This window comes from Pseudomonas trutticola BRTCR10, assembly GCF_056155105.1.
Window position 1 is genome coordinate 3,221,995 of the sequence record NZ_CM149552.1, and the last position, 14,934, is coordinate 3,236,928.

Here is a 14,934-nt window from a genome sequence, read left to right on the forward strand (position 1 = left end):
GGTTTTTCAGCCGATAGGCTTGATATCTGCTAGGTGAAGACACCCAATGAGAGGCGCTTGGAAACCAATATTTAACTCGATCGATGTCTCCCTACCGATACTCAAGTGACAGTTGCAAGCGGGCCCAAGACTGCTTTCGCTTTCCCCACCCTTATTCATCCTGGTGAGTGCGGGCTCACTTGTCTTTGCAACTCCCAAATGGCCACTACCTAGCCGTCGTTAGGGAGCGATATAAGCAAGGCTTGGGCAAATAGGATAGGCAGATCTGACGGCAGAATTTCTTCAGTGCTAGTCCTCAACTCATTTTCCGCCCACCATCTGATCTCACATATGACCTCTCGCTCCCGGGCGCTCCACCGTGCTGTCGAACATTGCTCAACAGCTGTACGCACCACATAGTAATTTTCAACTGCAAGCACACGTTCTCCGTCCGGCATTTGCCAGATGAACTCCTTATGTGCAAAACAATGCCCCACCGACTGAGTGCGAATGCCTGTCTCCTCATAAAGCTCACGAAACGCTGCCGCCTCAAAAGACTCACCACTACGTAGCCCGCCACCAGGCGTGGCCCAGTAACACCTTCCAGCCATCGCCCCCGTTTTGTAGCAGACCTTGAAAAGCAATAACCGCTGGGACGAGCTAACGAGCAAAATTCGTGAAGCTACACGGCGTCGTGGCATACCCTTTCCAATCGTTCAGATGAGCACTACTCAATTACGCCCAAGACTTCAATGCCCTTCATGCGTCGGACTTCGACCACATAGTCAGCGATGTTTGGAACAGCGTAATCTACTACCAGCTCGACGACATCTTTAACCGGCTTGCCGGAAGGTTTCACTGGGTAATCTGGAATTCTACAAAAAATCTGCGTACCGCGACGATGCGGCATGGGCCAAGTATTGCCCGAGTTCATATGGCACAGCCAAATGGCCTCTGCATATGCGGGAATTAACGTCGTCGAATCCAGAGTCAGGACATCGTGTTCGAGCCTGCGATAATCACGAGCCCCAAGCAAACCATGAAGGCGCTTTTCCTCAGCCCAGAAGAAAACTTTGCTGTTGATCAACTCATACCACTGACGTGGTGTTGTCCCATCCGTGAGGGCCCTAATCAAGCGTCCCTCAGGCATGGGCTTCTGATCACGGAGCACGATGTGGGAAGGGTCTCCAGCTCTCACATCCATCTTCTCCCCACGATGTTCGCTCTCGTATCGAGCTCGGTCGCCACCTCCCACTGCGAGGTGATCCAGGACTGCTGTGGCACTCATCAAACCGCGCGTGCGAATGCTGTCCCAGGCACCGCATTCGGCCATGTGGTAAACCCGAGGGTAAAGCTCGATCAACTTGCCCAGATCCATTGCCTATCTCCTGTCAGAACGTGCAGTCCAATTGCGTCGATCAATCAGTGACCGTAAATCGCTGGTGTCTGGGTCTCGGGGAAATCTTGTGTTTATTAGAGATACAGGGGCTTGAGACACACGCTCCAACTCCTCGACAAACTTGATCGTGTCCGGGTCAAGCTGCTCGAATCTACGAGCTTTACTATTAGTGGACTTCAGATAGTCTGCGAATGTAAGGACTATATCGGTGGGGGCGTTGAGCGCGCAGGCTCTGCGGAATTGATCCCACTCAAACCAGCCCACTCGCCTGTTACGCTTTGTTGTGGAAGTCTTCTCTGCCGAGTTCAATGCCTTGGCCTCCAGTCCCGCATCCTCCGCGATCGCATCAAACGTTGTCGCATGCTTGAGGGGCCCAGACGTATGGCCGCTGCTACCATCCGGATTTCCAACGCGGATAGGCATCGGGCGGACGACCATGAGTATTTTGCGAATTCGGCTGGGTGATATCCCAGCCTCAGCCAGACAACCGGCAACGTTCGTGTCGCGGGACGTTACATGCGGATAGTCCCCGTGGAAAATGCTCAACCCGCTACCTTGAGTACCCTCCAACAAAATAGAGTGGCCATTGCGATAAGCTTCCTCCAGACGGTCTGAGGTGCAGCCACGATAATTTCCTGGAATTCCGACGTATGGGCGGAGTACTTCCACGTCTCGCGCAAGCCGGATCTCCTTACCTCTGTTCAAAATACGTCGAGCTGCCGCGACTCCACTTCCGCTTCCTGTGGATGCGATAGTTGAGACAAGGTGTCCTTTTTTCTCAGTCCCTATGTCCTCATCCTCAATGATGGTGGCTTGAGGATCGATGAATAGTCGGTCTTCGCTGATACCACACTCATCGATCTCTCTTAAAAGACCAGGCAAGTGAATGGTCATGCCTGGGCCGAGGAGGAGCCGAGCGGTCACATCTCGCGACCCTGAAGGCAGATGATGGTATGTATAAGGCCCAGCCGAACTGGCAACGGTGTGTCCGGCGTTAGGCCCACCAACGCGAACCATCACATCGTACTCACGCGCCAGGTAGGCGACGATGTTGCCCTTACCCTCGCTTCCATACTGCCCGCCAATGAGCACATCTACACACCTGATTCCTGGTGGCGCGTACAGATGCAAACGGGCAGCGACACGCACGAGCGTGTCATTTGAGTCGGAACGATCGGTGTAGATGCGGACGTCAGCATCATCTTTAAGAGCTTGAATTTCCGACTGATCCCTGAGTTGATTGACCTCATCATACGGCGATGGATCGGAGTCGCCCTTGACCCGATTTCTATAACGCTCGTGCAGTGTCGGGTCACTCGCGTAGAGGTGCACATGCACGAGGTCGGTTCCGAACGCCTGTCGAAACTTCAGCACCTGTTCGAGTGCATTTAGGTGATCAACCACTAACGGTCGGCCAGCCTTTTCCTTCTTGCACATAGCATGGGTTTCAAGAAGCATCCACTGGTCGAAGTCGACATCATCGAGTTCGCGCCGCCGACCAAGCATCTCTGGTTGTTCCATCCGGAGACGCCACTGTGGGTCATCAATGAGCCGGCGATTGCTGACCACGGCAAAACCAAATTCCTTTTCCAACAAATTGGCCAATCCACTCTTGCCGCTACAGGTCTTGCCGCTAATCACCACAATCTGCCGAGTTTCCATGCGCTACTTCTCCCAGATACTCATGATCTGATCTGCAATTTCCTCCGAGGTGTACTCTTCGGTGTGCAGAATTTTGTCCGCAAAGCCTGAAAGCGAACGCGCAGTCTGCTCGTTCGGGTGCAGTACACTTGCCCGGTAGTCTTCGAGAGGGTTTAAGTCACGGGCAGCATAGCGCTGCTCAAGAACAGGATCTGGCGCGACGATATGCACATGCTTCACTACATCTCCGAAGCGAAGCCTGAATAGCGCTACTTGTTGGGGTTTTCGGACTGCATCCAACAACCAGTTATGAGCATCTGGTCGAGCTTTAATGGCCGGACTTGCCACAGACTCTATGAGCCAGGAAAAGTCAGTTGTTCTGTCGAGGGAGTCACCGAGCTCTTGGAGATGAAGGCGATCAATTGGCTCATTCTGGGCAGCGAGCTGAGCCCGCAAAAAAGCGCCACTGCTGATGGGAACAAACCCATGACGTTCTTGCAGCGAGGCAGAAACTGACGTCTTGCCACCGGCAATCGGGCCGCTCAAAAGAAGTAGTCGCTTCACGTGCTGACGATCCCTGCCCTGCGAATTCACGCTATAGCGTAGCTTGCCCAGCTAAGTTGGTATGTTTTTTCCACACAAATCAGGCAGTAGCTCATCCGGCGAATTCACGCATCCGGAAAAGGATCCCTTATCACGTCTGCCCCAGGGTTTTCATCGCTAACATAGAGGTTAGATCTCAATAAAGGCGTCCGACATAGACATTACTAAGTCTCTCTGCAGATATCTAATGAACCCGCCCCCCTAGCCTGCTGCGTGTCCTTCCCGGCTCGCCGGTCTGACTCATTTCAATGCCAAAAAATCGCATGCAAGCTTATATAACGATCGACAGAAATCACTTAAGCAAACGGCAGAGTCTTAGGGCTTGGTTTGGCAAGGTACCTATCACCGTGAGATAGACGATGCAAGGAACGTTGCATCCATTATCAAGGAGATGCTCGGCTGATTAGGTGAGCCGGGCCCATTGGCCCGAAGGAGCGAGCTCTCCCTTCCAGGTCATCATCAAACCCCTGCTACGCTTTGCTCTTAACCCGAACGGAGTCGAGTCATGGCCGAGCAATATTCCCTTCCCGACGTATTGGCAAGAATGTACGAAAACCAACTGGCGATCGAAGCGGCACTGATGGAGCTCGTCCTGCTGGAGGAGCAGCGCGGGTCATCTGAGGCTTGCGACAATGCACGTGTTGCACTGGAAAAGATTGGCGAGAATGCCGGGTATATCAAGCAGGGGATTGCTAAGTTGGGGGGAAATCCTGGGACGTCGATTTATTAGCCATCACACCTTGAGCAAGCATCGTCGCCTCCAAAATAAAGTGCCCCGAACCCCAACGACCGAAGCCTCGCTTACAGAAATGATGATGCGCTCAGTCAAGGATGAACCGTGACAACGCATACCTCCAATAACGCCTAGAAATGACTCGCAGTGATGTGACGTACAGACAACGACTGCTTACTCTCCTCAATGCGGGAATGCCGAAGCTTGGAATTCTTAACAAACGGGAAAAGGTAAGCGCTTGGCTGCGCAAGCAGCCCCTCTAACAGCAGCGCGGGGTGACATAATCTCGAGCAAAAGACTGTGAACTAATTAAATTATTGGCAAGCCATAATTATCGCCACGCCATAATTCTCAATAATTTTGCACGTATCAAAATCGGAGCCTATCAGTCAATTTTGATCACCATTCATAGGCGGGCATAAGGCCCGAAGGGACGACGTCTCCACATACGGCCCCGCGATTATGACGCGCCTTTCTGCTACGGAAGACGCATTGCGATTCACTACCGGCAATGCCATATTGCCACCATCTCGTTCACGGTCTGTCAAACGCCTGACGAAAACGCCGTAGACCACCCCTAAAGCAACGCCTTAAAGACTCATTCAGCGCAGTCGATACCGTACGAGTCGCCAGAATGGGCAGCATTGCGCGCGCTCGGCTAACCCGCACTCCGCCTTTGAATCAGGTTTCTCTGCATGTATCCAACACGAAAGCTTGTCTGCGAAACCACGGCACTGAAAGGTCAATACGTTTCATCCAGGGTTTCCAGGTTTTTTGTGTTCATGGCACTCGCCATCTGCAGCCTGCTGTTCGATTCCTCATCAGCCTATGCGTTGTCGGCGAGCTGCACGACGCTTAACGGTTTGAGCGGTTCGGGTACGTTCTCACGCTCCTTTCCTGCTGGTTCCTTCTCCGCCGGCGAGAGTGTCTCGGTCACGTTCAGTGACAACGGCGGCAACGTCGGCAACAGCAATCCGTCGTCCGCCGATAACGTGATCCTGCGCAATCCGAGCACCTTCTCGCCCTACTTCGATTACCGCAGCAACACGGGGAGCTCAGGAAGCCACACTGGTACCGCATCTGCTGCGGATCTCACTAACGGTTTGTTCATCAACATCAAGGTCGGTACTTACCTCAGCACGGTGACCATCAATTGCGGTGCGGCAGTCTCCAGTGATGCCACCCTGTCTAACCTGATCCCCTCAGTCGGTACTTTGTCACCTTCATTTTCATCGGGCACCAGTACCTACAACGTCGCGGTTGCGAGCAACATATCGTCAATCACTCTCACGCCGACGGCCTCCGACAGTAATGCCACAATCACGGTCAACGGGATGAACGTCGGTTCGGGCGCTACATCTCCAGGCATCAGCCTGAACACGGGGCCGAACACGATCAGCGTGATGGGCACCGCCCAGGACGGCAGCACCACGCACCTGTACACCATCACCGTCACTCGGGGCGTCGCCGCACCGAATGCGAGCAATGTGAGCACAACCGTGGCTGCCAACAGTTCCGGTAACCCGATTACATTGGCCCTCTCAGGCGGTACTGCGACGTCGGTCGCCGTTGCATCTGGCCCTGTACACGGGGTTGCCACCGCTAGCGGCACCTCCATCACCTATACGCCGGCTGCGGGTTATTCGGGAACGGACAGCTTCACTTACACGGCGAGCAATACGGCGGGTACCTCTTCGGCAGCCACCGTATCCATCACCGTGACACAGCCAACGCTGGCGGTGACCCCGGGTTCCTTGCCCGCAGGCCAGATCGGTACAGCCTACAGTCAATCGCTCAGCGCTATGGGCGGAACCGCGCCTTACAGCTACGCAAGTTCAGGGGCTGTTCCGACCGGTTTGAACCTTGATTCGGCCAGCGGCATGTTGAGCGGTACACCCACCAGTGTCGGCAGTTTCAACTTCACGATTACGGCCACCGACAGCCATGGCGCAACGGGTAGCATGGGCTATTCGGTCAGCATCGTCGCCGGCGCACTGCCCGTCACCGGTGCTGTTTCTGCCACGGTTGCCGCCAATGCCAGTACGCCAGTGAACCTCGCGCTGTCCGGCGGTGCTGCAAGTTCGGTTGCTGTCGCTTCTGCCCCGCTCCACGGTTCTGCGGTTGCCAGTGGCACCACGATCACCTACACCCCCGCGACAGGTTACTCAGGCCCAGATAGCTTCACCTACACCGCGAGCAACTTGTCAGGCACCTCCTCCCCCGCGACGGTCACGCTCACGGTGACGGCGCCGACACTGGTGTTGACCCCGGCTGCCGGTGCGTTGCCTGCCGGTCAGGCGGGAACGGCCTACAGTCAATCATTCAGCTCTACCGGGGGCTCGGCGCCTTACAGCTATACAAGCTCCGGAGTTCCCGCCGGTCTGACCCTCGATGCAGCCAGCGGCGTTCTGAGTGGTACGCCCACCAGTCCTGGCAGCTTCAACACCTCTGTCAGCGTGACGGATCGACATGGCGCCGTCGGCAATGCCAATTACACGCTAAGCATTGCAGGTGGGCCAGTGCCTGTGGCCAACCCGGTTTCCGCCGCCATCGCTGCCAATAGCAGCGGCAGCATTGCGCGGTCACTGGCGGGGGGAACAGCCACGTCGGTCGCGGTTGTCACGGCGCCATTGCACGGCAGTGCGATGGCCCGAGGCCTGACGATCACCTATACGCCAGTCGCCGGGTTCTCTGGGACGGACAGCTTCACCTACACCGCCAGTAATGCCTCAGGCACCTCACCGGCAGCGACGGTCAACCTGACGATTTCGGCCCCTACCCTGATCGTTTCCCCCGCCGCTGGGTCGCTGCCAGCGGCAACAATCGGTACACGTTACTCACAAGCATTGAGCGTAAGCGGTGGCAGCAGCCCCTATCGTTTCAGCGCTATCGGACTGCCGTCGGGCCTGAACATCGATGCTTCCTCCGGGACAATTTCCGGCACACCTTCGGAAACAGGCTCGGCGAGCATTGCCGTGCAAATCACGGACGCCACCGGTGCGACGCTCAATGTCGCTTACAGCCTGAGCATCGGCGGCACGTTGCCAAGCGGCGCCGACCGCAGCGCATCCTTGTACGCTGGGCAGGCCGTCACCGTGAACTTGGCCGATGGCATCAGCGACGGGCCATTCACCGGCGCGGCATTGGTGGACACGCCTTCCAAAGCCATGGGACAGACGACGCTCAGCGGGACGAGTCTGACCTTTGTGGCTGCCGCACAAGCTTCAGGCGCTGCGATCATCCGTTACACCCTCAGCAATCGCTGGGGCGCATCGCACCCCATCACTCTGACGCTGCAAGTGGCCGGACGTTCCGACCCGAGCAAAGACCAGGAAGTGATCGGCATGCTCGGCGCCCAAGCGCAAAGTGCCGCACGTTTTGCCCGCGCACAGATCGACAACTTCAACGACCGCCTCGAACAACTGCACGACAAAGAGAACCGTCGTGGCAGCAGCTTCAGCTTGCAACTCGGCTTGCCGCAATCACGCCAGTCACGCACCGGCAATACCAGCGCCTCGGAGATGTACCAGGCACTGTCGTCACTCAGTGGCAGCGATCGCACAGCCTCCCCACAATTGTCCGCAGCGCCCGGCTCAAACAGCAGACTCCTAGGAGATGAGAACCTGTCGTTCTGGAGCGGTGGCTACGTCAACGTCAGTGATACCCGCCGAGACGATGTGAAGCTCGACAGCACCATGGTCGGCATGAGTGCCGGCGTCGACTATTGCTTCTTTGATGCCTTCACCGCCGGCATCGGTTTCGGGTATGGCCGGGACTCCAGCGATATCGGTTCCCAAGGCAGCCACAGCAAAGGCGATTCCTTCAGCGGCGCAATCTACGGCAGTTTCCACCCGGGGCGCGTATTCATCGACGGCTTGCTCGGGTACAGCAACCTGTCGTTCGACAGTCGCCGCTATGTGACCGATAACGGCGGATACGCCAAGGGCTCGCGTGACGGCGATCAGTTCTTCGGTTCGCTCAGCTCGGGTTATGAATTCAGGGAAGACACCTTGCGTATCGCACCCTATGGCCGCGTCGACGTGTCATCGACGAATCTCAATGGATACCGTGAGTCTGGCAGCGGCGCGTTCGACCTGGCATACGCGGCACAACGCATGAACGTGTTGTCAGGTACTGGTGGTCTGCGCGGACAATACGGCTTTTCACTCAAGCCGACCGAGCTGACCCTGCGTGGTCGCCTCGAATACAGCCACACCTTCAGCGGTGACAGCACGGCACGCATGGGGTACGCCGACATCAGTGACTCCACCTTTGGTGTGTCCACTCAGGGGCAAAGCGAAAACTTGATGACCGTCGCGCTGGGAGCTGACGTTGCCCTGCCAGGCGGGTTGACGACAGGCGTAACCTACCAAGGCTCTTACGGGTTGGGGGACGATTCCAGATCCCATGCACTGATGCTCAGGCTGGGGACTCGATTCTAAATCAGGAAGTGGCTTACGTAGTTCGCGACACGGCTTGGGCAGGTAACTCAGGTAGTTCTTTCAGAGCATACGGGCATCCGAGGCGGTGGAAATTCGTTTTGAAAAAAGTGAGCATTCAGCCAAGCTCTGCGCGAACTGCGTTCTTCTTTTCATCTGGAGATGAGATGGTCTCATCGCCAGTAGGAAGATCATTACTGTTCAGAACCTTGCCGACGCAATCGGTCGCGACTTACGGTCAGTGTTTGCGCACTCTAGAGTCAAGGAAGACAGCGGTTTACTTCCCTAACTTAATTGAACTGACTTTCAGCCTCACATTGCACCCAAGAAACATCGCACTGAACTCAATGCTGAAGTGCATACCGACGACAGTGCTCTAGGTAACCCCGCTCATGGTTACCGACCAACTGAACAACGCTAGACCAAAGCCAGGATGGGGCATCAAGTGTTTTGGATCTGCTAGCTTGCAACTCTTTAATCCAATCCGAACGGGTCGCCATATCCATCTGCCGGGCATGTGCCATGCCTACGACTCGGGCAAGATAACCTGCTGCCAACTTTGCTTCGTTTTGGCTCAGTTGGTCGAGCTCAAGCTTCATATCCTGTGGCAAGAGTTCACGAACGAAAAAGCCATGGTCAAGCACTCGCGTGGCAATCATGCGGTTGCCCAACCCAGGCGAAAGAAACCGGGCACCTTCGACCACTCTCTTTGCGTTGTCGCGGGGCATCGCTGCCTTGGCGACACGAGGAGCAGCGGCTGCAACGGCCTCTTTTACATCGAGCAGACAATATTCCTGCTCATCTTCCTCACCCACCCCTAAGAGCATCGCATAGCGCTTGAGCCCCAACGAGCTGCATCCTTTTACCCAGTAAGCCGAGTCAAGCAGTGTTACGGTGTCTGCCTTCGATCGTCCTTTTAACGAAGTCACCAACGTGTGAATCTCTGGCGTGTCGCACAGCGTTTTGAGTGACGCACGCTCAGATCGTGAGAGTGACCAAAAGTGTTTGCCCAAAGGGATCGTTGGTTTGACATTCTCGATACGCTCTTGAGCCAAATGTTTCCATGTTCTGCGAACCGCGCTCCGAATGCCTGCCTTCACCTGGTCAGGTCGCGCAGGCTCTTTACCGGTATCCTCTTCAAATGCCCTTTCGTAGCCACGCATCATTTCCTCCAGCATCCGTGCTGTTGCGACACCCGGCAAATCAGATCCGCGAGCCGCTGTCGCTAGGGATAGCGCCAGTCTGACGAGATCATGAACGGGGTTCCCTATAACAGTCTGATCAAGATCGCGAATGTGAATATCAATCTGACCTTTCAGATCCCCAGTCGGCCCAAGATTGCCTGCATGACAGTCACCACAAATCCACACAGAGGGCCCTGATGGAAGACGGCGCCCCGGCTGACTATGCAACCACTCATAAAACTGAACTGTGCTACCTCGAACATAAGCATGAGCAGATCTCGCCATCTTCAGATTTCTAATCTGCGAGAGCGTCTCAAGGCGTTCGGATGGGCGAGGAATTTTCATTTGAAGCTCGCTGATGGTTGAATACTTTCGACCTTGGCCCACTCCAAAATGTTTCAAAATATTACAAAGCCCCCCCCCATCCTATTCAGCGGGTAGAACAAGCGCGGCATGCTTCACCCCCCATTTCTTGGGAGCTTGATCTACCAGTTCCATGACTTGTAATAAATCGACATGATCACTGACGCTCACCTAATTGGCAGCGGTCACGATCAAAAGTGGAGGTTAGCCTATTGCCCACAGGATCATCCTGGGTTGACCACGCCAAAAGGGACAGCGGTTTCATAAACGCTCAAAGGACAAATTCTAATCCTTGGCGCTGAAAAGGGAGGAAAATCTGCTGTAATCGTTCTGCGGCTAGGAGCCTAGTCTGGTGTTACTTTTCACAGGGCTAGCAACGCCTCATGCGCTTCGATCAAAGGGACGCCAACATCTATCTGTCTTTCTTTAAGCCAATCCCTCGTTTTATGAACATCAAAAATCTGTCCCTGTTCCATCAAGGTCAGTAGGAGCTCATCCGATATCCGGTAGTGGCCACATTCTGGACAGTGCCTTTCTTCCCAAGGGCCAGTGCACTGAATACGCTCCGCCGCTCCCACACAGATAAGACAGTTCATTGACTTCACCCCTTTTATTTATGCCCGTTCCTTGGTTGGCCGCTGCCAAGGCTCGAAAACTACCCTCAAACTCTTGCAGATCACATTGATCTTTTGTCGACTCACCAAATCGAGCAGAAGTTCAGGGCGGTGACGCTTTCAGTGCAAACAGGTCGCAGCCACTCATACGCGTTCCCCTGGTCTCATATCTGATTTTTGGCCCACGAGTTCTTCAACATCACCCAGCTCAGATAACGGTTGAGCGTCGTACTCACCACGAATGCTTACTAATAGATTCTCGTGTCCCCCAAGGGACAATGGAGTACTACGCTATACAAAGAAGAGCTGGAAAACCAGCCGTCAACTTCTCTACCGATTCCGCTGCCCTAGGTGGGAACAAGCGATATGGGATTTCATCAATGATTCTCACAAAATACACCCTCTAGAGTGAACCTAGGAGATCGAAGATGGCTCTCATCCACCTTTTTCCTAAGAGATTCAGATGACGCTTCTGAAAAACCCAGTAAGCGGCATGTTTAACGGGCATACCTCCCAAATTCCAGATACAGCCTTATCCAATTGTGATAACTATCGAAAACGGATTGAGTATATTTGCTGAGAATCGCTCCTCCTCCACTGACGTTTTATAAAGAATGTGGCCGGTAGGTATTTCGTTTACAGAAACGTATTCCTCACCAAGATTTAGATCAATTCGAAGTGTTAACCCGTCACCCATCCGCCATCGTGCTGAAACGGCTTTATCACCTAAAACCTGCGCATCAATTGGATGAGCACCCTCCAGCCTCGGGATAAGTTCTCGATGACGGATCTCCAAAAGTTCACGGTAAAACAGTAACCAATTGCAGTGACTTTGACTTAAATCGTTCGCTCGACTCAGCGCATCAAACGCAGGCCTAGATCTTACAAAGGTGGATTCAGCGTTGGGATCCGGAATGCGATCTCGCTGACTCTGATCAGCAAACGCGGTGAATCCCTCAAATTCCTTTCGGCGGCCCTCACATACTTTCTCCGCCAATTCATCATGAAAGTCCGTGAAAAAAAGGAAGGGTTCATCCGCCGCCCACTCATCACCCATAAACACCAGCGGGATCATCGGGGAAAGCAATAGCAAAGCCGTCGCCGCTCGCAGCGCTGGTTCGTATGTGATGTGCGCCAGCCGCTCACCCATAGCACGATTACCAATCTGATCGTGATTCTGCAAAAAGAGTACAAACGCGCTTGAGGGCAAATGACCGCTTGGCTCGCCCCGAGAATTTCCATCTGGTGTGAGCTCGCCTTGGTAAACGAATCCCTCACTCAGCAAACGGGCGAGTTTCTCTGTGGTTGCTACGGCAAAGTTAGCGTAATACGAATCGGTTTCGCCTGTAAGCAAGACATGCAGTGTGTTATGGCCGTCATCGTTCCACTGCGCATCGAAACCTTGTTCGAGGCGGTGCGCCTCATTTAGCTCATTCTCTAAGATAAGCCAAACCTGGCGGGGCTGTTGACATTCTCCTCGAATGCGAGCCGAAAAATCTGTTAAAAACGTTGGGTCACCAATGGCGTGAACGGCGTCTAAACGCAAACCATCAAAGCGATATTCAAACAACCACATAAGGGCACTATCGATGAAGAAATCGCGCACCTCACGGCGGCTGTAATCGATAGCATCGCCCCAAGGGGTTTTCTCGTCAGTGTGGAAAAACTGTTTGGCATAGACATGTAGGAAATTACCGTCTGGGCCGAAGTGGTTGTAAACAACATCAAGAATGACCGCCAGACCTAATCCATGTGCTGCGTCGATTAAAGACTTAAGCTCTTCCGGAGTGCCGTAAGAAGATTGAGGCGCATAGGGTTGCACGCCGTCATAACCCCAGTTGCGGTCACCTGGAAACTGCGCCAGTGGCATCAATTCAATGGCGGTGAAGCCTAGGTCAGCCAAACGCGGCAGTATTCTTTCCGTCGCAGGGTAGCCGCCGATGAGCCCAACATGGAGCTCGTATATGACGGCTTCATGCCAAGGTCGCCCGCACCATTCCGAGTGCTGCCAGCATCGAGCTTCTGAGTCGACTACAACGCTATAACCATGAGCATCCTTTTTTTGCGCTCTTGCAGCGGGGTCTGGAACCTCAACATCATGGTTGATCTTGTATTTGTAGAGGGTGCCAGCGGGGCATGACGTTTCGAGGACAAACCAGCCATCGTTTTCCGGCAACATCGCAAACGATCGACCATCGTTTGTGACAACATTGACCGCGTCTGCATCAGGAGCCCATAGAGCGAAACGAGTAAGATGTTGATCAATTACCAACGCTCCATGGCGTCCGCTCATTTCGTTGTGCAGAGTCATTCGTCACTCCCCTCACACTGCTACTTCGCATGCATAAATTGGAGAGGCTGATTGGATTTGCACAACGGCTATGGACGCTTTCAAACCCATCTCTACCTAGACAGGATCGCTTGTCCGATGATACGCGGCCTCCTCTCCCCATTACCCATGGATCAAGCCACCCGTAACCCGTTCCATATTTTTCAGGACACAAGCTATTGCCTGAGTCCGGATGGGAATTTAGCCATTATCTCGGTAGTGTTTAATCGCTCGTAGGAGGACAGTGAAGGCCAAGATCCCTGTCAACTGTATCAACAGCCCCGATATCGACCGCGTTACGACTTGAATAGGTACCCTTCGCTTCCCCCGAAGCACGATACGACGTATTCGACGGCAACGCCGAAGATCACGCGTTCGCTCGGGGTGCGATCGAACCAACTGACGCGGCTGGCCGAAGCCCTGGTCTACTTCTAAGCACCGGATTACTGCTCTCCCCCCCCCTGGTCATGCCGGAGCTGTATGACGTTTATCATTTAAGGAACCAATCAACCTAACGGAAGAAGTGACGCCTCAAAGGGAGCGCTGTCCAAACTATTAAATGGGAGTTGCTAGAAATGAAATCAATGTCCGCCTTTCCCCTCGCATCGATTGTATTAACCAGCCTATTGGTGGTGGGAGGCTGTGCTCAAAACCTGGGTGGCGACTCTTACACCAGGGAGGATGCGCGGGCAGCACAGACAGTCCGAATGGGCACGATCTACTCCTTAAGACCTGTCAAAATTGAGGGAACCAAAACACCCATTGGGGCGGGTGCAGGAGCCGTTGTCGGTGGCGTTGGAGGTAGTGCGATTGGCGGCGGACGCGGCAGTATCGTCGCAGCGGTCATAGGTGCGGTGGCTGGCGGATTGATAGGCTCTGCGACTGAGGAAGGGTTGATGCGCACTCAAGGGGTAGAGATTACCGTCCGAGAGGATGACGGTAGCATGCGAGCCTACGTTCAACAGGTACAAGAAAATGAAGTATTCCGAACAGGAGAGCGGGTGAAAATATTGACTGTGAATGGCACAAGTCGGGTGACTCACTGACGGGCAGCTCTTGCTCCTAGTCTCCAACTCCAGCTCCAGCTCCAGCTCCAGCTAACCAACAGACAAATTGGCGTCTGGTTATCCAGCATGGTGATCAAATAACGTCACTCTCACGCCGAAACCGGTAATTTGACATGACCACCAAGGTGCTATTGCTCTGATCCGATTTCCTTTTGCTTGGATACATGGCCTATTCTGATGCTGATTGGGGAACGGTTTACTGACAGGTAACAGATCGCAAATCAATGCTTGGGTTAGGAGCCCCTATTATGTCGATCGTCAAAGCCGCAGCGCTGGCCAAAGCAAAAAGCCATTTTGACTTTTTTCAGAAGCCAGAGACGAAGCAGCACTCAACAAGCTGTACAGCGGCGCGTTCGGGAATTGCCAGGCTATTTTGAAGATCGGATTAATTACAGAAGACGAACTAACGTGCCTCAAGGAAGAAGCTGAGAACGCCCGAGCAGAATGGTACCGTCGCAATTCTCCCTTAGCCTAACGATTTCTAAGGAGAAGCCGAGTGAGTATTTTGGTTCACAAAAACAATCCATCTTTCAAAGCATTCATGTTGCTCTCTTACGGCTTCTATCCATTGTGGCCCTGAAGT

Annotated in this window: 10 protein-coding genes; 4 read left to right on the forward strand and 6 right to left on the reverse strand. The window is 54.0% G+C overall.

Going from position 1 to position 14,934, the window contains the following annotated elements; translation table 11 throughout:
• Nucleotides 1–209 precede the first annotated feature (209 nt).
• From ACVVH8_RS14420 to ACVVH8_RS14435, 4 genes are read right to left on the reverse strand one after another with little or no spacing between them, the layout of a single operon-like run.
• Nucleotides 210–680 (reverse strand): NUDIX hydrolase, encoded by a 471-nt coding sequence (locus ACVVH8_RS14420; protein WP_475230968.1) that lies wholly within the window; start codon nt 678–680, stop codon nt 210–212.
• A gap of 26 nt (nt 681–706) precedes the next feature.
• The gene (locus ACVVH8_RS14425; RefSeq protein ID WP_475230970.1) at nt 707–1,357 is read right to left on the reverse strand and encodes a DUF7002 family protein; all 651 of its coding nucleotides are present in this window, start codon (nt 1,355–1,357) and stop codon (nt 707–709) included.
• Between the two features lie 3 nt (nt 1,358–1,360).
• Nucleotides 1,361–3,040 carry an adenylosuccinate synthetase gene (locus ACVVH8_RS14430; protein ID WP_475230972.1) on the reverse strand — a complete coding sequence of 560 codons (1,680 nt, stop codon included), beginning with the start codon at nt 3,038–3,040 and terminating at the stop codon, nt 1,361–1,363.
• A 3-nt stretch (nt 3,041–3,043) separates the two neighbouring features.
• Nucleotides 3,044–3,583: an AAA family ATPase gene (locus ACVVH8_RS14435; RefSeq protein WP_475230974.1), complete on the reverse strand. Its 540-nt coding sequence runs from the start codon at nt 3,581–3,583 to the stop codon at nt 3,044–3,046.
• A gap of 544 nt (nt 3,584–4,127) precedes the next feature.
• Between ACVVH8_RS14435 and ACVVH8_RS14440 the strand changes: the two genes are divergently transcribed.
• Both ACVVH8_RS14440 and ACVVH8_RS14445 read left to right on the forward strand, forming a co-directional pair.
• Entirely contained in the window at nt 4,128–4,352 is a 225-nt protein-coding gene (locus tag ACVVH8_RS14440; protein WP_475230976.1) for a hypothetical protein, read from the forward strand.
• 785 nt (nt 4,353–5,137) lie between these two features.
• Nucleotides 5,138–8,797: an autotransporter domain-containing protein gene (locus ACVVH8_RS14445; RefSeq protein WP_475230978.1), complete on the forward strand. Its 3,660-nt coding sequence runs from the start codon at nt 5,138–5,140 to the stop codon at nt 8,795–8,797.
• Between the two features lie 341 nt (nt 8,798–9,138).
• On the opposite strand, the gene ACVVH8_RS14450 is transcribed toward ACVVH8_RS14445, so the two are convergent.
• The gene (locus ACVVH8_RS14450; protein ID WP_475230980.1) at nt 9,139–10,323 is read right to left on the reverse strand and encodes a DUF2252 domain-containing protein; all 1,185 of its coding nucleotides are present in this window, start codon (nt 10,321–10,323) and stop codon (nt 9,139–9,141) included.
• Between the two features lie 1,164 nt (nt 10,324–11,487).
• Nucleotides 11,488–13,266, reverse strand: a complete 1,779-nt coding sequence (gene treZ / locus ACVVH8_RS14455; protein ID WP_475230982.1) for a malto-oligosyltrehalose trehalohydrolase — start codon at nt 13,264–13,266, stop codon at nt 11,488–11,490.
• Between the two features lie 602 nt (nt 13,267–13,868).
• On the opposite strand from treZ, the gene ACVVH8_RS14460 reads away from it, so the two are divergent.
• Both ACVVH8_RS14460 and ACVVH8_RS14465 read left to right on the forward strand, forming a co-directional pair.
• Nucleotides 13,869–14,330, forward strand: a complete 462-nt coding sequence (locus ACVVH8_RS14460; protein WP_475231181.1) for an outer membrane lipoprotein — start codon at nt 13,869–13,871, stop codon at nt 14,328–14,330.
• Between the two features lie 269 nt (nt 14,331–14,599).
• A complete protein-coding gene (locus ACVVH8_RS14465; protein WP_475230984.1) occupies nt 14,600–14,728 on the forward strand; it encodes a hypothetical protein in 129 nt (42 codons plus the stop codon).
• The last annotated feature ends 206 nt before the right edge of the window (nt 14,729–14,934 follow it).